Source organism: Chryseobacterium sp. GM_Chr_2, from assembly GCF_026540445.1.
Classification (GTDB): Bacteria; Bacteroidota; Bacteroidia; order Flavobacteriales; family Weeksellaceae; genus Chryseobacterium.
Map to the genome: position 1 here is coordinate 107,236 of NZ_JALNUD010000009.1, position 20,939 is coordinate 128,174.

Consider the following 20,939-nt stretch of genomic DNA (forward strand, 5'->3'; position numbering starts at 1 on the left):
CTATTAAGCCGAATTCCTGCTCGCATTAATATTTCCGAACAGCGAACGCGTCACCAACTTTCCATATGCTTCCAGATCGCCTTCTCCTTTCTGAATTTTCATTAAAGCATATTGCTGAATACTTAGCAGCGGCAACACAATTCTCTCACGGATTTTCACCGATTTTCTGGAAAGCGGATCTTCTTCCTGAAGCATTTTAAAGCCAGTCAGTTCCAGCATAATTTCCTTTGACAAGGTATATTCATCAAATAAAACATTCCAAAACGCACCAAATTTCGGATTGTTTTTAATATAATACGTCAACGGAAAGTACGTTTTATTCATACTCATCATAGAGTTCAGAACTAATGTTTTAAAGAAGTCCGAACCTTTATATAGTTCTCTCACTTCATCAAATCTTCCCTGCTCTTTCAACTGCTGCATGGCAAATCCGAAACCGAAGAATCCCGGAACGTTCTGCTTCAGTTGTGACCAAGATCCCACAAACGGAATTGCCCTTAAATCTTCAAACTTCAACTCGCTGTCGCCACCACGTTTCGAAGGTCGGCTCCCGATATTTGTTTTTCCATAATATTCCAGCGTACTCATTTCCTGCAAATAAGGAACAAACATCGGATGCGCCTTTAAATCCGAATATTTTTTATAACTGATCTCTGCCAATTCAATGATTAGCGCTCTTTCTTTTTCTGTTAAATCTTTCTTTGCATTTTTGAAAACATCATTTTCAACTCCCGCGGTCAACAACTGCTCAAAGTTATATTTTGCCTGTTCTTTATTTCCGAAAATACTGGTGATCGTCTGCCCCTGAATGGTTAATTCAATCTTATTATTGGCAATTGTTTTCCCTTGTGAAGCATAGAAATCATGAGTTTTACCACCACCTCTTGCAGGAGGTCCGCCTCTACCGTCAAAGAACACGACTTTAATTCCGTTTTGTTCGGAAAGCTGTGTTAAAACTTCCTTCGCTTTATAAATTTCCCAATTGGCTTTCAGATAACCTCCGTCTTTTGTTCCGTCCGAAAAACCTAACATTATGGTCTGCTGATTTCCTCTTTTCGCCAGATGTTTTTTGTAAACCGGATTCTGATACAACTCATTCATTACATTTTCAGCATTGGCAAGACCTTCCATCGTTTCGAAAAGCGGAACAATATCCATATTAATTTCTTCATCCTGATAGCCGCAAACCTTGAAAAACGCATACACATTCATCACGTCTTTTACCGCATCAGAATTAGAAATAATATAACGGTTCATTCCTCTCAAGCCATTCAATTGCTGGATTTCGGTGATCTGAGAAACTGTTAACAACGTATCTTTTACAATATCTTCAAAATCATCCGGATTTACTTTTTCTGAGATTTGAATTAACTGATTGAATTTTTCCTCATACGTGGCATCAGCAGTTCCGTTAATTTTGGCAAAAACATTATCAATCACTTTCTGATGAATTCTGCTGTCCTGACGAACATCCAGTGTCGCAAAGTGCGTTCCGAAAATCTTCACACGGTCTCTGAAATTAACCAAGGAATCAATAAATAAAGAATTGTGCTCTTCCACCAAAATCTTTTCGGCTTCATCAATTCTTTTGATAATATCTTCAGCTGTGATCTTTTCATTTCTGAAAATGGCACCATACAGTTCATCGCTCAGCTTTTTTAGAACATCTGAAACTCCTCTGAAACTCAGCCTTCTTCTGACTGTTTTCAGGTTATTATAATAGGCTTTTAAAATCGCGGAATGCAGCTCTTCGGCTACTCGTTTAGTAACATTAGCCGTTACAAAAGGATTTCCATCGCGGTCACCTCCCGGCCAGAAGCCCAGCTGAATCACATCTTCATGCAGATGAAAATGATCGCTTCCGAATGTTGTTTTTATTTTGGTAAACAATTCGCCAATTGTGTCGTAATATACATATCTCAAATAATAGATAATGCTTAACGCCTCATCGATCGGAGTTGGTTTTTCTTTGTTTACAAACGGTGTTTTTCCCAATTGCTGCAAGAGCATATCGATACTTGTGATGGAATCTGTCGTGATCGCATTTCTGAGATCATGAAGAATTCTTTGTACAGAATTTGGATAAAACTGCGTCGGGTGAGCGGTGAAAACAATTTTGATGGCAAAATCTTTCAGCTTTTCACGCACTTTCTCCAGTTTATGATCCTGATGTGAACGTTCGAAAAGATTGGTTACCGTTCCGTTATCACTTTCAGAGTGAAGATTAGGGAAAGCGGCATCTTCAATACTATCAAATAAAACCACCTGTCTTTCAATATATTGTATGATTTTAAAAAGCAGTTCGAGTTTCTGCTCTTCGGTCTGTAAATCGGTATGGTTTTTAAAGAATTCTTCTACAATTTCTTCGGGCGTTTTTCCGGCTTCGTAACCGAGTTTACTTTCCTCACAAAGAAACGGGAGAAGCATCCCGATATTCGTCATTTTATCATAAGGCAGGCTCATAAATAATGAATTATATATCTGGAACTTATTTTCCACAATCTGCCTGAATTTTTCTGCGCGTTGGTCGTGTCTCATATAACAAATGTAGGAGATTTTGTTTTGAATTCAAATGAACTTTAGTTTAAAAATAATTAATTATGTAATTTAATATGAAATATTATTCAAAAAATATAATTTTGTAAAATCATGAAAAAAGTTTTAATTCTAACCTTTATCCTTCTATTTCAATCTTTTTTCACTCAACAATGCAATTGTGATAAAAAACCTTTATTAAAGAATATTATTTCTTGTAAACCTGAGATTTTAAAAAATGGAGCTCAAATTTTTTGGCAGTATAACTGTGATTCTTCATGGTTAGTTTTTCAGAATAAAAAAATAAAGAAAATCCTTTTCAGTCTTGATAAAGATTTCATGGATTTAACAACGAGACTAGGTTATAGTAACATAGAAGAATGTAAAAGTACTTTTTTGGCAGAATATAGAACTATTTCAGGATGTTGCGAACCATCCGAATATATTTTGCATAATAAGAACAATGCAGATATTATTGGAAAACTTGGATCATTTTTATATCGTCATAAAACTAAACACAATACCCCATTTATATTAACCTTACAAAATTTCACTACAATTTTATATACAGATTTAAATACAAATAAAATTTATCCATACCACATAGAAAAAGGGCTTTTGGAAAAGGTAATGTCACAAAATAACTATTTAACGATTGATAATATTTTCGATAAAATTGAAATACATGACAATGTTATACTATTACAGTATAAAGTATTAAATAAAAATAATAAATTTGAAAATAGATCAATTAAGATTAATCTTAAAAATTCTCATGCGACATCTTAAAAGATAACCTTTTAAAAACTTTAAACATAGATGAAATTCGGAATTATTTTTTATGCTATTTTAGGTATTTTAGCGTTACTAATAGGGACATATTTACTACAGTATTCTTTTCCTCTTTCTATTATCTTTTTTATCGGAGCCTTTATTAATGGGCTTTTCATTCATAAAGAATATAATATTCACAAAAATGATTCAGTTCAATATGACGAACTAACGCTTCCTGATGAAATTATCATTAAATATTCACGTTCAGGCAGAATTATTTCTATTTCCGTTTATAGCATCTTTGTAATTTTGGGATTATTTTTCCTTTTAGGTTTTAGATTCAAATTGAATGGACCAACAATATTCATATTAATTGTACTTATCGGATTCATTGGCTACTTTATTTTTAAAATTATTTTAGAAATAAAAAAATTATCTAAAATTATGATCTCTATTAATGGAAAAGGAATTCAAATAAAAGACAACCCAATATATTTATGGAATGAAATCCAACTTGAAAAAATTATTGTAAAGCATTTGGTAAGTCGTGAATCTAAACATGATTATAGACCTGAAATTAATTATTTGTATTTCTTCCACAATATAAAAAAATAGAACTCAATATAGACGATTTTGATATTACCGATTTTCAGCTTGCTCAAGTTTTAAAAATATTTAGAAATCGTTATAATTCAAATACATTATAATTTTGCTCACAAAAGTTTAATGATTAATTTTATTCCATCAATCCATTTCCAATGAAAAAAATATTCCTATTTTTCATCACTACTTTTCTACTCTCTGCCTGTGGCGAAACTTGCTACAATGCTCCATTTCCTATCATTTTTGAATTCGTGAATGCCAATGATGAAAACTTAATTACCAATGGGACGCTTACCACATTTTCCGCCATTGAAGAAAATCAATCGGGAATACAATTGACCAAAACATCTGATGATAAAGTTGTTTTAGAAAACGTAGGTGCTTATAACGGAACAAAAAACTATACTTTTCATTCTAACGTTAAAAATTTCAATTTCTCCATTCAATCTTCTGAATTTAAAGGCGGTTGTGACGGCTACCAGATCAATAAACTGACATTTACCGGCGTGGGCATTGACGTAACAGACGAAAAAGGATATTATAAAATCGTATTGGAATAAATTTTGACATGGGTATATTTGCAAAAACAAAAGCATGAAATTATTTTTTCCGATCGCCTTGCTGTTATCAGGTTTTGTTTTCGGGCAGCAAACGATTCCTTCTGATTTCAAAAAAATTCCGGAAATCCTGGATAATGTAGATCTGCTCTACCCTTTCATTGTTCCGGATAAAAAATATGAATATTGGTCGGTTCTTCGTAATGACAGCGATCCGGATCCCGATAAATCCATTATTTATGAAAGCCAGATGCCTGTTTTTATGACGCTCAATGACCCTGCACCCGAAAAAGGTTTTTTTCAGGAATGTATAGGCAACAGATGTTTTTCTTACATCTTGGCCTGTGAAAACAGTCAATCTAAGTATTTTTCCAGCGATCAGCAATTGAGAGATTTTATAGGAACTATCAATAATCTTCCCGAAGCACTTCTGGTCGCCAAAACCTATGGCTTCAGTTTCGATTCAACAGATAAAACGGGAGGTTCTTATAAAATAGATAATCAGAATATTACGCTATATTTATCTAAAGCCAAAAGTTGTCCTCAGACCAAAGAATCTTTTTTAATTAAAATCAATAGAAAAACTGGAAAATTAGAAAGTAAAAGCAATGGGATTTATTTCAAAAATGAAGAATGTGTAAATCCATAATTTATTAAAAGCTCTCGATACAATTTTTCTTCACTTTGTTACGAAAAATCACTCGAGCTGACGTTTGATAAAAAGAACCATAAGTTTAAAAATTTAAATTAAAAACTAATTATTTTTGCCATGAAAAATCAAGTTCAATTGTTGAGAGAAAGTAAAAACTTAACTCAGACTGAGCTTGCAGAAAAAGCAGGAATTTCCTTAAGAACCGTCCAACGAATTGAATCTGGAAATATTCCCAAAGGCTTTACCTTAAAATCTCTGGCAAAAGCTTTAGAAACATCTACCGAACACATTTTTATAAAAGAAGAAATTATTAATGTTTCCAGAGCAAAATTGATTAATTTTTCTGCGTTGGCTGGAATAATCATTCCGTTTGGCGGCATTATTTTCCCGATGATTTTAACATATAAAACGACGGAACCCAGAAATAAAGAATTGGGCAAAAACATTGTTGCTGTTCAGATTATTCTGGCGATTGTAATGTCAGTTATGATGATCATCAGTCCGTTTATCCAAAAATTATTTTCGTTAAAAATTCCTGTTTTTATAATTCCTTTACTTCTGTTTTTATGTTTGAAAGTCGCGATTGTGATGATAAATGGAATAAGCCTGAACAAGAAAAACGACTTACATATTAAACTAAAAATCAACTTCTTATAATTAAAGTCACAGAACTGTCATATGATTGTCATATCCTTTTTGCTGCAAAACCTATTCAGAAAAGCGAATCTTGCATAAAAAAGCGAAATGAAAACTTTCAAAAAAATTACTCTTACTGTATTCATTATTTTTAGTCTGCTGTTCATTGGCGGATATATTTATTTTAATCAAAAATTTACGCCGCCGATCAACACACTTACCGTTTCAGGAAATTCAGGAAATATTCCTATAAAATGGATTAAGGATGGTGAGAATAATTACTCTGCTTTGCTGCTTCCTGTTAATTTAAAAAACATTGATAATACATTTTATATGCAGCTCGATACGGGAACGCCGACGACTGTTTTTTATCAGAAACCCTTAGAATCTATTCAGAAAAAATTCTTTCCGAATAAAAAATTTAATGAAATATTTTCAGATTTTAATTTAAACAAAATGAAAATTACGTCTTCTGATTTTTCAGTGATAAATTATGGAAATGAAATTAATTTTAAAGATCCAAAAGCTATTCCTATCATTGGAACTATCGGCAGTGATTTGCTTGAAAAAAGAATTGTGATTTTAGATTTTAAGAATACAGTTTGCTCATTTACAGAAATCATCAATGAAAAGGGATTTTCTGACTTTGAATTTAAAAAACGAAAAATTTTACTTCCTGCAAAAATTGGAAATAAAACACTAAAACTCCTGTATGATTCCGGAACAAGCGGCTATGAGCTCATCACTAATTTAGAAGGCTGGAATCAGTACAGAATTCCGAAAAGCCCGGAAAAGCATGAAAAAGGAAATGCCTGGGGAAATACTTTAACAATAAAAACATCGGCTGCAAACCAAAAACTTGAAATTGCCAATTCTGTTTTACAACTTTCAGAAATTACATATATCGAAGGTACTTCTAAAATTCAGAAGCTCCTGATGAAAAGTTCCGGAATGGAAGGAATGTTGGGAAATAAAATCTTTATCAATTCAACCTTAATTTTAGATTGTAACAATAAAAAATTTGTAATAAGATAAAAGTTTCTTTAAGTTTTATTGGAAAAGCGCAAAGGCTCAAGGTTTAATAAAAATGTGCTGTTTTTAAGACGCAACGAGAAAATCAAAGATTTTCTTTTATAATACTGATGATCAATCTTATCTCAGATAAAATCTTTGTGCCTTAAAGCGTACTATTTGGTTAAATAGCTTTCTGCCCTTTGTGAAAAACCAACCTAAAATTAATTTTGATTAATTTTTTAAACCGACTTTAAAATGTAAAACAAATTTTCACGGCAATTTTCCCTAAAAATAAATAGGTCGGCATTGATTAAAAAGCCAATTGTTTTAATAAAAATCAATGATATTAATTTTAAAACTTTCTTAACTTAAATTTCATGAAGCTTTCCGTAAATTTGGCTTACAAAAATTTAAGAACAATGCTTAATTTCGAATTTAAAAATCCAACAAAAATACTTTTCGGGAAAGGTGAAATTGCTAAAATTTCAAAAGAGATTCCTACAGACGCTAAAATTTTAATGATCTATGGTGGTGGAAGCATCAAGAACAATGGCGTTTATGATCAAGTAAAAGAAGCTTTGAAAGATCACGATTTATATGAATTTGGCGGAGTTCCTGCCAATCCGGAATATGAAGTGCTAATTAATGCTTTAAACTTCATTAAAGAAAATAATATCACCTATCTTCTGGCTGTAGGTGGCGGTTCTGTGATCGACGGAACGAAATTCCTTTCTGCTGCAGCCAATTATGACGGTGAACCTTGGGAAATCCTTAAAAAACCCGTACGAACTTTTGAAGGTGAGGGAATGCCTTTTGGAAGTATTTTAACATTGCCTGCAACAGGCTCTGAAATGAATTCAGGATATGTGATCTCCAGAAGAGAAACTAATGAAAAATTATCATCAGGCGGTCCCGGACTTTTCCCTGAATTTTCTGTACTAGACCCTGAAGTGGTAAGAACTATTCCTAAAAACCAAGTGGTAAATGGCCTTACAGATGCTTACACTCACGTTTTGGAACAGTATATGACGGCACCTTCTTCTGCAGATTTGCAAGAAAGAATTGCTGAAAGTATTTTGATCAGCTTACAGGAAACGGCACCAAAAGTATTGGCAGATGATTTTAATTATGACGCGGCCGGAAACTTCATGTGGTGTTGTACCATGGCTTTGAACGGACTGATTCAGAAAGGAGTTATTACGGATTGGGCAGTTCATACAATGGGGCACGAATTAACGGCTTATTTCGGAATCGATCACGCAAGAACACTGGCAATCATCGCGCCTTCTCATTACCGTTATAATTTTGAAGCTAAAAAAGGGAAATTAGCTCAATACGCAGAAAGAGTTTGGGGTGTGAAAGAAGGTTCTGTTGAAGAAAAAGCAGAATTAGGAATTAAAAAATTAGAAGAATTCTTCCACAGCCTTCATATTCAGACTAAACTTTCAGACTATACAGAAGATTTCAACGGAACAGCGGAGAGAGTGGAAAAAGCCTTTACAGAAAGAAACTGGTTAGGTCTTGGAGAACATAAAAATCTTACACCACAAGATGCTTATAAAATTGTGGAAATGAGTTATTAATATAGAAGGATGCAGAAAGTTGGATACGGGAAGTTTTAATCATTGAGATTATTTACATCAAGGAATCCGCAAGGCTTCCAGCTCCCCCCTTCCATCCTCCAACCCTCAAATTATATTTTTTACAAACATTCGTTTAAAAAACCTGAATTTCATTAGAGATATTTCAAATTTATTTATATTTTAGCATATTCTTAAATTTGTAAAAATGAAAAAACAATTACTTTTATTTGCCTTTTCCGCGCTAGCACTTACTTCTTGCGAAGATGATAATATTAAAGCTTATGAATTAGACATCATGAAGGGCGATTGGAAGGTAAGCAAAATAGAGTATGTTTCAGGAAAAGACAATAAAACAGTAATTACTACAGATACAATTACAGGATGTGAAGCTAAGAGTTTTATTACTTTCAGAACAGATCTTTATGCTAAATATACTGCCTATACAGGAACAGGAGGAGCAGATTGTCAGGTAAGTGCAACGAGTGAGGGTACCTACACTTACAATGAAGAAACAAAGGATCTTACTTTGAAATTCAAAAATGAAGATGATGATAAGTACAGAGTTACAGTTCTTACAAGCAAAGAATTGAGAATGATGGAATTACAAGATAAAGATGACATGCAGGATTATGATGGAGATGGAAAGCTAGATTATGTCTATATAAATTATGTAAGATAAAAAACCTAAAACTCCCGAAGGCTTCGGGAGTTTTTTAGTGAGAATAATATTAATTTTTAAATTATTAACAATGAAGAAGATCCTTTCAGCATTTTTATTGCTGACTTTTGCCCTTTTCTTTTCACAAGAAAAAAAACCGATGTATTGGCAAGACATTCAAAATTTTAAAAAACTTGATAAAGAGACAGCACCTCCTAAAGATGCTATTCTTTTAATTGGTAGCTCATCTTTCACAAAATGGACAGATGTTGCCAGTTATTTCCCTACTAAAACCATCATCAACAGAGGTTTTGGAGGATCAAGATTAATAGATTTGAATACTTATTCTGAGGATCTTTTAAGCCCTTATCAGCCAAAGCAAATCATCATTTACTGCGGTGAAAATGATTTTGCTGACGATGATAAATTAAAGGTAAAAGAGGTAACCAACAGATATGTTGCTTTTTACAAAAAAGTTCGTGAGAAATTTCCTAATATCGAAGTAGATTATATTTCTATCAAATATTCTCCGAGCCGCGAAAAACTTTGGCCTCAAATGAAAGAAGCCAACCAGATTATCAAAGCTTTTATGGAAAAACAACCTAACTCAAAATTCATCGACATTACAAAAGCAATGGAAGATGCGAATGGAAAAGTTAGAAAAGATCTTTTCGTAGGAGATATGCTTCACATGACGCCAGAAGGTTATAAAATCTGGACGAATGTGATGAATCCTTACATGAAATAATTATTTATTTTTAAAATAAATTCTAAAACTCTCAAATTGAGAGTTTTTTTGTTTTTTTAGACTTCATGGCAAAAATTTATTTGTCATTATTCAGATTTTTTTATTTCTTTGCGCCACTTAAAAACTAAATTTAAACCATGAAGAAATTATTATTTCTGGCGCTTTCTGCCGGATTCGTTTTTAGCTCATGCAGCAATGACAACGATGACAATCCATCAATTATAGGCACTTGGAGACCTTCACAAACCATTACCGTATCTGGTAAAACAGGAAATGTAATAGATACAGAAAATGCTTCTACCTGTTATAAGAAAAGTACGTTCGATTTTAAATCAAACGGATCTATGGTAGCAACCATTTATGATGAAAACGGTGCTGGAGCATGCTCCAATTTAGGAACCGATACAGTGCAATATTCTTATAATTATGACAAGAAAAGAATAACCATCGACGGCGAAGAACAAGAAGTTATAAGTCACACCAACAATAAAATCCAAATCGTTACAGATTACGACGACGAGGATGGCGACGGTATTGATGACAAAATAATGATTGTCCTTACAAAATAAACTTTCTAGCATAAAACCAAAAAGTCCCTATAATTGAGGGACTTTTTTTATTTCTTTCTTTTCGATTTCGAAATTGCTTTTTGTTGTGCTCTGTTAGCTCCAAATTTTTTCGGAGCTTTTCTTTTTGAAGGCCCACCCCAGTTTTCTTTGGTATTTTTGGCTTTCTTTTCATGGAAAGCACCTCCCCCATCATTCAACTTCACCTGTGCCGGGTTTTTCATCACCACCTGATCTTCTTCCGAAGCAATCTTTTTAGGATTAATTTTCACTTCTTCAGGGAAATCGATGAATTTTAAATCTTTATCCATCAACACCTCAATATCAAGAATTAAAGGTTCTTCTTTTTTGGTTACAAAAGTAATCGCCTTTCCATCTTTATCTGCTCTACCTGTTCTACCGATTCTGTGGATATATTGTTCAGGAATATCCGGAGTTTCAAAGTTGATTACGTGCGTAATATTAGAAATATCCAAACCTCTCGCCATTACGTCGGTTGTAATTAAACCTCTTAGCTCCTCATTTTCAAAGCTTTTCATTGCTTTTAATCTGTAGTTTTGAGATTTATTAGAATGAATAACATCAAACTGTTCAGGGAAAAGCTCATCAATCTTTGTAAACAATAGATCAGCATGCTTTTTATTATTATTAAAGATCAACACTTTGGACATATCCTCATTGTTCTTCAATAAATTTTCAAGTAAATTAATTTTAGTATTAAAATTTTCTACTTTATAAGCAGTTTGTTCAATTTTTTCAAGCGGAGTTCCAGATTTTGCCAAAGAAATTTCAACCGGATTTGCAAAATATTCATCCAGCATATCATCTACCGCTTCCGTCATCGTTGCAGAGAACAAAATATTCTGTCTCTTCTCCTTCATCATTTCGAAAATGTGCGTTAATTGCGGTCTGAAACCTAAGTTCAGCATTTCATCAAACTCATCAATAATCAGTTTCTGAACTTCTTTTAAAGAGATTGCATTATCAATCGCCAAATCCATCACCCTTCCTGGTGTTCCTACCAAAATATCACATCCATCGTTAAATAACAATTTCTGTGTATTGATATTTTTTCCACCATAAATTCCGATAACTCTTGCCGTGATATTTTCCGTTAATTTCTCAACAATTTCCGTTACCTGCACTACCAATTCTCTCGTAGGAACCAATACCAAAACCGTTGGATTCCCGGTTTTATTATATTTCCACGTCTTCAAAACAGGTAAAAGATAAGCTAATGTTTTTCCGGTTCCGGTTTGTGCAATTCCCATCACATCTCTTCCTGAAAGTATCGGTTTGATACTTTTTTCCTGAATTGGTGTTGGTTCAAACAAATTAAGATCCGCTAAAACATCAAGAATTTTAACCGGAAGGTCAAAATCTGCAAAAGTGAGTTTTTCCATTTTGCAAAGATAGGTAATTAATTTTGTAGTAAGGAAGCTGGAGGTTTGAAGCTAGAAGATTATCAACTTTATGCATATATTTCAAGTTGAATATCAACTTCCTTTCTTCCAACCTCCAGCTTCAGCCATTTATTCCACTTTCATGCTTTTGCTAATAATTTTAATATCATCATCTTTCCAGACACTTGACGTAATGATTACGTATCCTTTTTTCTTCGGATCTTTTTTAATCGGAAATTTATCTTCTTCCCATTGAGAACAATGCGTGGAGATTGGTGAAACTAAAGGTTCCCATGCATTCTTTTTGTAAGTATACACATACAACGGATGCCAGCAGCTTGTACACCAGCCGGGATAAAAAGCAATTTCGTCTTTGCCGTCATTATTTAAGTCTCCAACGGTGTATAAAGTTCCGCTGTTAGCGGGAGAAATTTTAAATGACGGAATACTTTTATCACTGAAATAAATGGTGGTCTCGCAAACTCCGTCGCAATCATCATTACAATCGCTCACTTTTACGTAGGCGAATTCTTTTTTTCCGTCACCATTGAAGTCTCCCGAGAGACCATCTGATTTTTCAGATTGAGCAGATAATAAGGAAGAACAAAATGTAAATATGGATAAAATAAGTATTTTCATAAGGTTATTTTTTAATCTATTTCCTTGTAATTCTTAGTAAAATAATAATCACCAGCAAAACTGAGAAAGCAAAACCAAGAACTGCCACAAGCGACATTTCTCCGATTCTAGGTCCCGATTCTGAAACAAAAACAATGGCTGTGGCAATAATATTAGCTCCTAAAATCATTGCTAAAATTAAATTGACAATACTTGATTTTATGAGTTGATTCGTTTTTTCAATATTCTTTATTTCGCTGGAAACAGTGAATTTATTTTCGTCTAATTTCTGCAAAACAGAACGGAGTTCTCTGGGAATTTCATCCACATTATCCGTAAAATTCATTACCTTGTCGACACCGGTTTTAAAAAGATTCTGCGGACTGATTTTTCGTGCAAAGATTTTTTTTGTGAACGGACTTAAACTTTTCACCACATCCAAATCCGGATTGATATTTCGTCCAACTCCTTCTATTAAAGTAATTCCTTTAAATAAAAGATAGAAATAATCAGGCATTTGAAGTCGGTTATCCGCCAAAACATCTTTCATTTTATTAATGATCTCCTGCGCATCGATTTCTTTTAATGAAGTACTGTGAACGAAATTCAGAATATCTTCCACATCATTTTCAAATCTCCTTTCATCCGGAATTTCATAGCTTAAGGACATTTTTTTCAAATACCGAACAATTTTATGCGGATTTTTAGCTACGAAGCTTACAATTAAATTTTCAAGATCTTCCTTATCTTTTGGCGGAATTTTTCCTACTGCTCCAAAATCTATAAAAACAACCTTTCCGTCTTTTTTAACTAAAATATTTCCTGCGTGAGGGTCGGCATGAAAGAAGCCAAAATCCATAATTTGGGTTACAAAAAGTCGTAATCCAACTTCAGAAACTTTCACAGGGTCAATATTATTGGCTAAAAGAACTGACTTATCTGTTACTTTTATTCCATCAATAAATTCCATGCAAAGAACATTATTGTTAGAAAATTCTTCGTATACTTTCGGAACGTACGTTTCTTTATTGTCTTTAAAATTTCGTTTAAACTGTAGGATATTTTCCTTTTCATTAATGAGAGAAACTTCTTCCAGCAAAGATCTTTCAAAAGTAGAAATAGCCTGTTTCAGATTGAGTTTTTCACCCATTTCAGAATAGGATGAAACCAGCTTTTCCAAATCCTTAATCAACAACAAATCATCTTCAATGACTGACTGAACATCAGGTTTTTTCAATTTCAGAATCACCTCGCTTCCATCACGCAAAGTTCCTTTATAAACCTGAGCGATAGAAGCGGTTGCCAAAGGTTTTGCCTCAATTTCTGCAAAATGTTCTTTCACGGAGATATTCAATTCGTTTTCCAGAATTTCTTCTACATTCATATCAACGGTTTCTACCTTATCCTGAAGTTTTTGTAACTCCTGAATAAGCTCTGCAGGAAGCAAATCTTCCCTGTTACTAAATGTTTGACCAAGCTTTACAAAAGTAGGTCCGAGTTCTTCCAAAACTAGCCTGATGCGTTCGTAAACCGTTCCTTTAGAAACAATTTCATCAGGATTTTCGGAAACCATTTGTTCCTGCTTATTTCCACCGTTCATTCTCGCCAGCATATCTTTAAAACCATATTTGCTCAATACGGAAATCAATCTTGCAGACCTTTTCAGCTTTCTCTGTTGCTTATCAAACATACTCTATAAATGTGAATGCAAATTACTCCAAAAATTATTCCTATACCATTCACTTTTTAAATTAAATTCATCTCCATAAATTAATATTAAACTTTATATTTATCCTAAAAAAGATGATCAAATTAATTCGTTTTTGGTTTCGCTTCATTCCATCCGAAAAAATTCCATCAACCATACAATTAGGTTGTGGAGTTACAGCTTATAGTTATGAGGATGCACTATTACTTTCTATAATATTTACATTTACGAAACTAAATAAATATGAAAATTTTCAATTAAAATGATAAAAAGTCTAAGATTAATATTTATCTCATTAGTTTTACTTTCATGTAATGAGCATAAACTATTTTATAAGAAAATTGAAACTGGAAGCTATAAAATTGAAGGCTATACTTATGATAATTATACTGATAGAATTTTCCCAAGCGAATTAATTATTATTCACAAACTTTCAAAAGATACTATATTTAAATGTGAAAATTGTTACCGCGATTTTCACATGATACTAGAAAATACATTATTGATTTACGGAGGAAAAAGACTTGATAGTACCATTGCTCATGGTATAATTTTGAAGAAAATTCCAGTACCACAAAACTATAAATATAATCCACGATTTTCTGATTCAGATGAATAATTTCAACATAAAAAGCTCATTTAACATAGCAAGTAGGGATCTCTATATTATCACTGGTAATTTTGTTCACCCTCAACTACAGTTGACAACATTAAAATACATATTAATAAACAATAAGAAAATATTAATTGATGAAATAAATGAGGTTATTATTAAGAATAAACTCTATTTTGCTCTTACATTAAAGAGAAACAGTCTGGAGGATTCTACCTTAAATATAATTAAGTCTTTTAAAGAAAATGAAAAACTCACAATTGTTGAATAAAAATATTATATTTACAATAATACAATAACTAAACCATGAAAAATTCAAACAAAAAATCAATTTCAAGAGAAGATCTTAAAAAAATTACAGGAAGTGTAATCGTGCCTAACTGTTCTAACTTTTGTTGCCCTGATGATGGCAAACCAACCTGCCCGGGAATTTATTGCTTGGATGTTCTTTGTCCGCAAGTTTAATTCAAACTGAAATAAAATAAAAAGCCGGAATGCAAGTTGATTCCGGTTTTTGTTTTATCTGAGATAAGTTTCGTAAAGGTCTTTTCTTCGGTCTTTCATCACCTGAACCGAACCATTGTAATGAAGATCTTTCAATAAATTCAAATCGACATCTACAATAAGCGTCATTTCTGTATTTGGAGTGGCCTCTCCTTTCACTGCATTGGATGGAAAAGCAAAATCCGATGGTGTGAAAACCGCAGCCTGACCAAACTGGATGTCCATATTATTAACTCCCGGAAGGTTTCCTACACAACCGGCAATCGCAACATAACATTCATTTTCAATAGCTCTCGCAGCGGCGCAATGGCGAACTCTCATATACGCATTCTGAGTATCCGTTAAATAAGGAACGAATAAAATTTTCATGCCCTGATCGGCTAAAATTCTTGGCAGTTCAGGGAATTCGACATCGTAGCAGATCACCAATCCGATCTTTCCGCAATCGGTATCAAAAACTCTAATCTCGTTTCCGCCTTTCATTCCGTAGTATTTTCTTTCATTCGGAGTGATGTGAATTTTTCTGTATTCATCAATCCTACCGTCACGATGAAGAAGATAACTTACATTATACAGTTCGTTATTTTCAAAAACCGGCATGCTTCCGGAAATAATATTGACATTATAACTAATCGCCAGACTTGAAATTTTATCTTTAATTTCTTCCGTTAATTTAGCGAGTTCAATCATACTGTCGCGCTCAGAAAGCTTGTTGAAAGGTGCTAATAATGGTGTATTGAACAATTCAGGGAACAAAACAAAATCAGACTTGTAATCTCCCATTACATTCACGAAAAATTCTACCTGCTCGTAAAAAGAGTGAATGTCTTTAAAATGCCTCATCTGCCACTGCACCAATCCCAAACGGATAATGCTGTCCTGCATCGTGTTTGGTTTTTTGCTATAATAGATGTTATTCCACTGAAGAAGCACGGCATTTTCTTTGGAAGACTCATCCTCAGGCAGATATTTTTTCATGACCCTAATCGGCAGAAAATTATTGGAAAGCTGAAAAGACAGCACCGGATCATAGATTTCTTTGTCTCTTACTCTTCTGATATATTCTCTTGGAGAGAGTTCATCACTATGTTTATGATAGTTGGGAATTCTTCCGCCTAAGACAATAGATTTTAAATTTAACAATTCACAAAGTTCTTTTCTCGCGTCATATAATCTTCTTCCCAGACGGAGCTCACGGTATTCCGGATCTACAAAAACTTCAATTCCGTACAGAACATCGCCTGTGGAAGAGTGTGTATTAAAAGTATAATTCCCTGTAATATCGCTATACGTATGATCGTCTCCAAACTCGTTATAATTCACGATAATAGAAAGCGCTACAGCCGCCAGTTTACCATCGACCGTGATACAAATTTGCCCTTTCGGGAACATTTTGGTGAGTTTTTCTATGCTCCTTTTTGACCATATCGACTCCGACATTTGAGGATAAGCGCGTTTCATTGTGATTACCAATTCATCATAATCCTGAACGGAGAGCGGTCTTGTTTCTATTTGCATTTGATGTATTTTTACTTAAATTTAGGGAAAAAACTTATAACAGAATAAATGAAAGAATTAATTTATAGTAAAATTCAAGAGTACGATTCTGAAATGGAAATTTTTGATATTTCATTTACAAATCGTCCATTGCCTATAAATGAATTGATAAGTTTATATAAATTCCGAAATAATATAGCTAAAGATGAAAGTGTAAAGAAATTGACCAAACAAATTCTTGATGATTTTTATCTAATAGAAAAGCAATCCTACGAACATATTAAATTTGTAAAGGCAAGATATAACGGAATAAGCAGAATATTCTTTTTCAGTGAAGATTATTCTAAAGTTTTCTCTGATTTTATTTTTTAATAAAACGCTTTTAATTTTTATGAAAAAAATTATAGTTTCAGCTATCATCATTTTAATTATATTTCTTGCTTTACCATATATCTCCAGTTCTGTTGGATGGTATGGATACGGAAAATGGAAATATAGAGGGAGAACCTCAAGTATCAAAGATTCTAAAAGTAGAAAGGTTTTTGTAAAGGAATTAAATTATAAGATCATTGATTCAGCTAATTTTAAAAATTTCCAATTTAAACCCTATTTAGAAAGAGGTTTTTCTTATGGAAAACATTCGATGGAAGATACTCGAATTTGGAGTAATAGTAATTTTTCTTACAATATTAGCTATGAAAGAAATCTAAAAGATTCTATCGTTTTATATTTTACCGAAGAAAGTATTGAGAAATTAGATAGTTCGGATGTCGTTTGGGGATATTCCAAAACACCCTATTTAAAAGATACACTCACTTTGACAATTGAAGGAGCTAATAATCATTATGGATCGATAAAAATTTGGTAATTTCAAGCCGATGAAAAAAATATCAATAATTAATATAGCAATATCATTGATCTACTTATTAATATCAATGTATTTTCAAACAGATTTCTTTCTTGAATTCATTCCTGTGATTCTATTAATTTTGATTATTAATTTTTACATTATTCATCAACACAATCGAAAAATAATACTTTATCTTTTAAATGGTTTAATTTTTTTAATACCAGTTTATTTTTCTAAGTATTGGTAAGATTGGTAACAAAAAAATCCCGCCAAAAGGCAGGATTTATATGTAAAATTCAAGTCAAAAATTATTCCCACTCGATAGTTGCAGGTGGTTTGCTTGAAATATCGTAAGCTACTCTGTTGATTCCTCTTACCTCGTTGATAATTCTACTTGAAACTGTATCTAAAAACTCGTAAGGAAGTCTGCTCCAAGTTGCAGTCATAAAGTCGATGGTATTTGCAGAACGAACCACAGCAGTGTATTCGTACGTTCTTTCATCACCCATTACTCCGACAGATTTTACAGGAAGAAGAACTACAAAAGCTTGAGAAACTTTCTCATACAAATCGTTTTTGTATAATTCCTCGATGAAAATATCATCAGCTTCCTGAAGAATTCTTACTTTCTCTTCATCAACAGCACCTAAGACTCTGATTCCCAAACCAGGACCAGGGAAAGGATGTCTGTGAACCAAATGATGAGGAATTCCCAATTCTTCACCTACTTTTCTTACTTCATCCTTGAATAATTCTCTCAAAGGCTCAAGCAATTCAAACTCCATATCTTCCGGAAGTCCACCAACATTGTGGTGAGATTTGATCACTGCTGAAGGACCATTTACCGATTGACTTTCAATAACATCAGGATAAATTGTTCCTTGAGCTAAGAATTTTGCACCTTCAATTTTATGAGATTCTTCATCAAAAACATGAATAAATTCGTTTCCGATGATTTTTCTTTTCGCCTCAGGATCATCAACTCCGGCAAGCTTTGAAAGGAATCTTTCTTTAGCATCTACCAACTTGATGTTCATGTGGAAATGTTCCCCGTAATTATCCATTACTTTTTTGCCTTCGTCTTTTCTCAATAATCCTGTATCAACGAAGATACAAGTCAATTGATCGCCGATTGCTTTATGGATCAAAACTGCCGCAACAGAAGAATCTACCCCTCCTGAAAGTCCAAGGATCACTTTCTGATCTCCTACTCTTTCACGGATTTCTTCTACTGTTTTATCAATATAATTGGTCAGTTTCCAGTTTTTCTCTGCGTCACAGATTGCAAAAACGAAATTTTCTAACATTTTCCCACCTTCCTCAGTGTGAGAAACTTCCGGATGAAACTGTACACAGAAAATTTTCTTCTCTTCATTTGAAATCGAAGCAATAACTCCTGATTTTGCATTTAATTCAAAACCTGCAGGTAAATCTCCAACTTCATCAAAGTGGCTCATCCAAACAACAGAATTGTTGGTAACCCCTTTTAATAAAGAAGATTCTTTTACGATTTCTAAATGTGCTTTTCCGTACTCCCCTTTTACCCCTTTATGAACTTTTCCGCCTAAAAGGTGTGCTGTTAACTGCATTCCGTAGCAAATTCCCAACACAGGAATTCCCTGCTCATATAATTCTTTCTGAACTAAATGTGCATTTTCTGCGTTGACAGAACTTGGTCCACCTGAAAGGATAATCCCTCTCGGCTGTTTTTCTAAAATTGATTCTAAGGGTGTATTGAAAGGCAAAATTTCAGAATACACTCCCATCTCACGGATTCTTCTTCCGATAAGCTGGTTGTACTGTGATCCGAAATCTAATATGATAATACCGTTGTTCATTTTTATAATTGATAAATGATGATTGATAAATGATGAGTTTTTAATTGTTTTAAACCTTTAAAAAGAGTGTTTGTCATTCCGTAGGAATCTAAGCTATTTAAAATTTTTATCATTGCAGTAGAGATTCCTACGGAATGATAAAAATTGGTTTTATTTTAAATTAAAATTTAACTCAAATATTTTTTAATTAATCTTTTGGCTAAAGCCAATTCGATTTCTATTTTCATTAATCGGGCTAAAGCCCAATCCTATTGATGAAAATCTTTTCAATGATGAAATCTTTACAAAAAAAGACCTGGATTGCTCCAAATCTTTTTTCATGATTTTATTTTAAAACTTTCCGATGTCGTCTCTGTAGAAACCGTAATCGAAATGTACATGACTTGCGTCTTCATAAACTTTTTTGCGGGCATCGTCATAAGTAGCGCCAGTAGCTACGATGTTCAGAACTCTACCACCGTTTGAAACTACTTTGTCTGCCTTTCTGATTGCTCCTGCATATAAAAGATTACTGTGCTGAACTTTATCTTCGCCTGTAATCTCAAAGCCAGTCTCAATATTTCTTGGATAACCTCCAGAACACATTACCAGACAAACTGCTTTTTCGTCTTTAAACTTAAGCTCGATTTCCTTTCCATCCATACAGTCCTGAATAACGTCAAGAAGATTATTCTCCATTAAAGCCATCAATACCTGAGTTTCAGGATCACCGAATCTCATGTTATATTCCAAAAGATAAGTCCCTTTTTTCGTCACCATCAATCCAAAGAAAATGATTCCTTTGAAACTGAAACCTTCAGCTTTAAGACCTTTTAAAGTAGTTTCAAGAATATTTTTTTCAAAATCAGCATAATGTTCAGCAGTAAATTCGGGACTTGGTGCTACCGTACCCATACCTCCTGTGTTAGGACCTGTATCTCCGTTTCCTGCTTTTTTATAATCTTTAGCAGCAATACAAGGATATAGTTTTTCGCCGTTTGAAAACGCAATAATAGAAGCTTCAAAACCTTGTAAGTATTCTTCAATTACCACACGGATTCCAGCATCTCCAAAGATTCTTCTGATCATGAAATCATGGATGGTAGCATCAGCTTCTTCCAACGTTTCACAAATAACAACACCTTTTCCACCTGCTAAACCACTTGCTTTGATTACCAAAGGATATTCCTGAGTCTGAATGTATTCTTTCGCTTCATTGTATGAATCAAAAACTACTGCTTTCGCTGTTTTGATATCATAGGTCTGCATAAACTTTTTAGAGAAAGCCTTACTTCCTTCTAAGCTTGCCACTTTCTGGTTAGGACCAAAAACTTTCAGATCATGCTTCTTAAATTCATCCTTCAAACCTGCCACAAGCGGAGCTTCCGGACCTACGATCGTAAGATCAATTTTTTCTTTAATAGCAAAATCTCTAAGTTCTTTAATCTCTGATAAATGAACATTTTTCCCAATTACATCAGTAGTCGCATTTCCGTTAGCAAAGAACATTTTAGAAATTCTCGGGTCATTCTGTAGTTTTGATGCTAAAGCAGATTCTCTTCCACCTTCACCTATGATTAATATTCTCATACTTTATTTATTA

Annotated in this window: 21 protein-coding genes; 14 read left to right on the forward strand and 7 right to left on the reverse strand. The window is 33.3% G+C overall.

The features are described 5' to 3' along the window. Positions 1-3 precede the first annotated feature (3 nt). A complete protein-coding gene (locus OXQ85_RS14440) occupies positions 4-2,538 on the reverse strand; it encodes a phosphoenolpyruvate carboxylase (protein WP_267405384.1) in 2,535 nt (844 codons plus the stop codon). 111 nt (positions 2,539-2,649) lie between these two features. On the opposite strand from OXQ85_RS14440, the gene OXQ85_RS14445 reads away from it, so the two are divergent. The 10 genes from OXQ85_RS14445 to OXQ85_RS14490 all read left to right on the forward strand — a co-directional run bounded on the left by OXQ85_RS14445 (position 2,650) and on the right by OXQ85_RS14490 (position 10,329). Next, complete coding sequence (locus tag OXQ85_RS14445) at positions 2,650-3,324, forward strand: hypothetical protein (RefSeq protein ID WP_267405385.1); 675 nt, start codon at positions 2,650-2,652, stop codon at positions 3,322-3,324. A 30-nt stretch (positions 3,325-3,354) separates the two neighbouring features. Next, positions 3,355-3,924 (forward strand): hypothetical protein, encoded by a 570-nt coding sequence (locus OXQ85_RS14450; RefSeq protein ID WP_267405386.1) that lies wholly within the window; start codon positions 3,355-3,357, stop codon positions 3,922-3,924. Positions 3,925-4,067: 143 nt separating this feature from the next. Next, positions 4,068-4,472, forward strand: coding sequence for a hypothetical protein (locus OXQ85_RS14455; RefSeq protein ID WP_267405387.1), 405 nt, complete (start codon positions 4,068-4,070; stop codon positions 4,470-4,472). 34 nt (positions 4,473-4,506) lie between these two features. Beyond that, positions 4,507-5,118: a hypothetical protein gene (locus OXQ85_RS14460; protein WP_267405388.1), complete on the forward strand. Its 612-nt coding sequence runs from the start codon at positions 4,507-4,509 to the stop codon at positions 5,116-5,118. A 120-nt stretch (positions 5,119-5,238) separates the two neighbouring features. Continuing rightward, positions 5,239-5,778, forward strand: a complete 540-nt coding sequence (locus tag OXQ85_RS14465) for a helix-turn-helix transcriptional regulator (RefSeq protein WP_267405389.1) — start codon at positions 5,239-5,241, stop codon at positions 5,776-5,778. A gap of 87 nt (positions 5,779-5,865) precedes the next feature. Continuing rightward, positions 5,866-6,792: a hypothetical protein gene (locus tag OXQ85_RS14470; protein WP_267405390.1), complete on the forward strand. Its 927-nt coding sequence runs from the start codon at positions 5,866-5,868 to the stop codon at positions 6,790-6,792. A gap of 398 nt (positions 6,793-7,190) precedes the next feature. Next, positions 7,191-8,354 carry an iron-containing alcohol dehydrogenase gene (locus OXQ85_RS14475; RefSeq protein ID WP_267405391.1) on the forward strand — a complete coding sequence of 388 codons (1,164 nt, stop codon included), beginning with the start codon at positions 7,191-7,193 and terminating at the stop codon, positions 8,352-8,354. Positions 8,355-8,559: 205 nt separating this feature from the next. Next, entirely contained in the window at positions 8,560-9,033 is a 474-nt protein-coding gene (locus tag OXQ85_RS14480; RefSeq protein WP_267405392.1) for a lipocalin family protein, read from the forward strand. Positions 9,034-9,103: 70 nt separating this feature from the next. After that, entirely contained in the window at positions 9,104-9,760 is a 657-nt protein-coding gene (locus tag OXQ85_RS14485; RefSeq protein WP_267405393.1) for a GDSL-type esterase/lipase family protein, read from the forward strand. 137 nt (positions 9,761-9,897) lie between these two features. After that, entirely contained in the window at positions 9,898-10,329 is a 432-nt protein-coding gene (locus OXQ85_RS14490) for a lipocalin family protein (RefSeq protein WP_267405394.1), read from the forward strand. 47 nt (positions 10,330-10,376) lie between these two features. Here the strand turns inward: OXQ85_RS14490 and OXQ85_RS14495 are convergent, their stop codons facing one another. The 3 genes from OXQ85_RS14495 to OXQ85_RS14505 form a co-directional block, all read right to left on the reverse strand. Continuing rightward, the gene (locus OXQ85_RS14495) at positions 10,377-11,729 is read right to left on the reverse strand and encodes a DEAD/DEAH box helicase (RefSeq protein WP_267405395.1); all 1,353 of its coding nucleotides are present in this window, start codon (positions 11,727-11,729) and stop codon (positions 10,377-10,379) included. 129 nt (positions 11,730-11,858) lie between these two features. Then, on the reverse strand, positions 11,859-12,368 hold the full coding sequence (locus OXQ85_RS14500) for a VCBS repeat-containing protein (protein WP_267405396.1): 510 nt from the start codon (positions 12,366-12,368) through the stop codon (positions 11,859-11,861). A gap of 16 nt (positions 12,369-12,384) precedes the next feature. Next, positions 12,385-14,037: an AarF/UbiB family protein gene (locus OXQ85_RS14505; protein ID WP_267405397.1), complete on the reverse strand. Its 1,653-nt coding sequence runs from the start codon at positions 14,035-14,037 to the stop codon at positions 12,385-12,387. Positions 14,038-14,317: 280 nt separating this feature from the next. Here OXQ85_RS14505 and OXQ85_RS14510 point away from each other — a divergent pair, with 280 nt between their 5' ends. Next, positions 14,318-14,674: a hypothetical protein gene (locus OXQ85_RS14510; RefSeq protein ID WP_267405398.1), complete on the forward strand. Its 357-nt coding sequence runs from the start codon at positions 14,318-14,320 to the stop codon at positions 14,672-14,674. 300 nt (positions 14,675-14,974) lie between these two features. Then, positions 14,975-15,133: a hypothetical protein gene (locus OXQ85_RS14515; protein WP_267405399.1), complete on the forward strand. Its 159-nt coding sequence runs from the start codon at positions 14,975-14,977 to the stop codon at positions 15,131-15,133. A 54-nt stretch (positions 15,134-15,187) separates the two neighbouring features. Here OXQ85_RS14515 and OXQ85_RS14520 read toward each other — a convergent pair whose 3' ends face one another. After that, positions 15,188-16,690, reverse strand: coding sequence for a bifunctional GNAT family N-acetyltransferase/carbon-nitrogen hydrolase family protein (locus OXQ85_RS14520; protein WP_267405400.1), 1,503 nt, complete (start codon positions 16,688-16,690; stop codon positions 15,188-15,190). A 48-nt stretch (positions 16,691-16,738) separates the two neighbouring features. Here OXQ85_RS14520 and OXQ85_RS14525 point away from each other — a divergent pair, with 48 nt between their 5' ends. After that, positions 16,739-17,041, forward strand: a complete 303-nt coding sequence (locus tag OXQ85_RS14525; RefSeq protein WP_267405401.1) for a hypothetical protein — start codon at positions 16,739-16,741, stop codon at positions 17,039-17,041. Between the two features lie 19 nt (positions 17,042-17,060). After that, positions 17,061-17,537, forward strand: a complete 477-nt coding sequence (locus tag OXQ85_RS14530; protein ID WP_267405402.1) for a hypothetical protein — start codon at positions 17,061-17,063, stop codon at positions 17,535-17,537. 290 nt (positions 17,538-17,827) lie between these two features. Here the strand turns inward: OXQ85_RS14530 and guaA are convergent, their stop codons facing one another. Together guaA and purD are read right to left on the reverse strand one after the other, a co-directional pair. Then, positions 17,828-19,357: a glutamine-hydrolyzing GMP synthase gene (gene guaA / locus OXQ85_RS14535; protein ID WP_267405403.1), complete on the reverse strand. Its 1,530-nt coding sequence runs from the start codon at positions 19,355-19,357 to the stop codon at positions 17,828-17,830. Between the two features lie 330 nt (positions 19,358-19,687). After that, entirely contained in the window at positions 19,688-20,926 is a 1,239-nt protein-coding gene (purD, locus tag OXQ85_RS14540; RefSeq protein ID WP_267405404.1) for a phosphoribosylamine--glycine ligase, read from the reverse strand. Between the last annotated feature and the right edge of the window lie 13 nt (positions 20,927-20,939).

Coding starts and splice junctions, on each gene's coding strand:
- OXQ85_RS14505 (WP_267405397.1), bottom strand. CDS start 14,037: ATGTTTGATAAGCAACAGAGAAAGCTGAAAAGGTCTGCAAGATTGATT.
- OXQ85_RS14475 (WP_267405391.1), top strand. CDS start 7,191: ATGCTTAATTTCGAATTTAAAAATCCAACAAAAATACTTTTCGGGAAA.
- OXQ85_RS14485 (WP_267405393.1), top strand. CDS start 9,104: ATGAAGAAGATCCTTTCAGCATTTTTATTGCTGACTTTTGCCCTTTTC.
- OXQ85_RS14450 (WP_267405386.1), top strand. CDS start 3,355: ATGAAATTCGGAATTATTTTTTATGCTATTTTAGGTATTTTAGCGTTA.
- OXQ85_RS14500 (WP_267405396.1), bottom strand. CDS start 12,368: ATGAAAATACTTATTTTATCCATATTTACATTTTGTTCTTCCTTATTA.
- OXQ85_RS14515 (WP_267405399.1), top strand. CDS start 14,975: ATGAAAAATTCAAACAAAAAATCAATTTCAAGAGAAGATCTTAAAAAA.
- purD (WP_267405404.1), bottom strand. CDS start 20,926: ATGAGAATATTAATCATAGGTGAAGGTGGAAGAGAATCTGCTTTAGCA.
- OXQ85_RS14445 (WP_267405385.1), top strand. CDS start 2,650: ATGAAAAAAGTTTTAATTCTAACCTTTATCCTTCTATTTCAATCTTTT.
- OXQ85_RS14440 (WP_267405384.1), bottom strand. CDS start 2,538: ATGAGACACGACCAACGCGCAGAAAAATTCAGGCAGATTGTGGAAAAT.
- guaA (WP_267405403.1), bottom strand. CDS start 19,357: ATGAACAACGGTATTATCATATTAGATTTCGGATCACAGTACAACCAG.
- OXQ85_RS14530 (WP_267405402.1), top strand. CDS start 17,061: ATGAAAAAAATTATAGTTTCAGCTATCATCATTTTAATTATATTTCTT.
- OXQ85_RS14470 (WP_267405390.1), top strand. CDS start 5,866: ATGAAAACTTTCAAAAAAATTACTCTTACTGTATTCATTATTTTTAGT.
- OXQ85_RS14465 (WP_267405389.1), top strand. CDS start 5,239: ATGAAAAATCAAGTTCAATTGTTGAGAGAAAGTAAAAACTTAACTCAG.
- OXQ85_RS14490 (WP_267405394.1), top strand. CDS start 9,898: ATGAAGAAATTATTATTTCTGGCGCTTTCTGCCGGATTCGTTTTTAGC.
- OXQ85_RS14525 (WP_267405401.1), top strand. CDS start 16,739: ATGAAAGAATTAATTTATAGTAAAATTCAAGAGTACGATTCTGAAATG.
- OXQ85_RS14460 (WP_267405388.1), top strand. CDS start 4,507: ATGAAATTATTTTTTCCGATCGCCTTGCTGTTATCAGGTTTTGTTTTC.
- OXQ85_RS14520 (WP_267405400.1), bottom strand. CDS start 16,690: ATGCAAATAGAAACAAGACCGCTCTCCGTTCAGGATTATGATGAATTG.
- OXQ85_RS14495 (WP_267405395.1), bottom strand. CDS start 11,729: ATGGAAAAACTCACTTTTGCAGATTTTGACCTTCCGGTTAAAATTCTT.
- OXQ85_RS14510 (WP_267405398.1), top strand. CDS start 14,318: ATGATAAAAAGTCTAAGATTAATATTTATCTCATTAGTTTTACTTTCA.
- OXQ85_RS14480 (WP_267405392.1), top strand. CDS start 8,560: ATGAAAAAACAATTACTTTTATTTGCCTTTTCCGCGCTAGCACTTACT.
- OXQ85_RS14455 (WP_267405387.1), top strand. CDS start 4,068: ATGAAAAAAATATTCCTATTTTTCATCACTACTTTTCTACTCTCTGCC.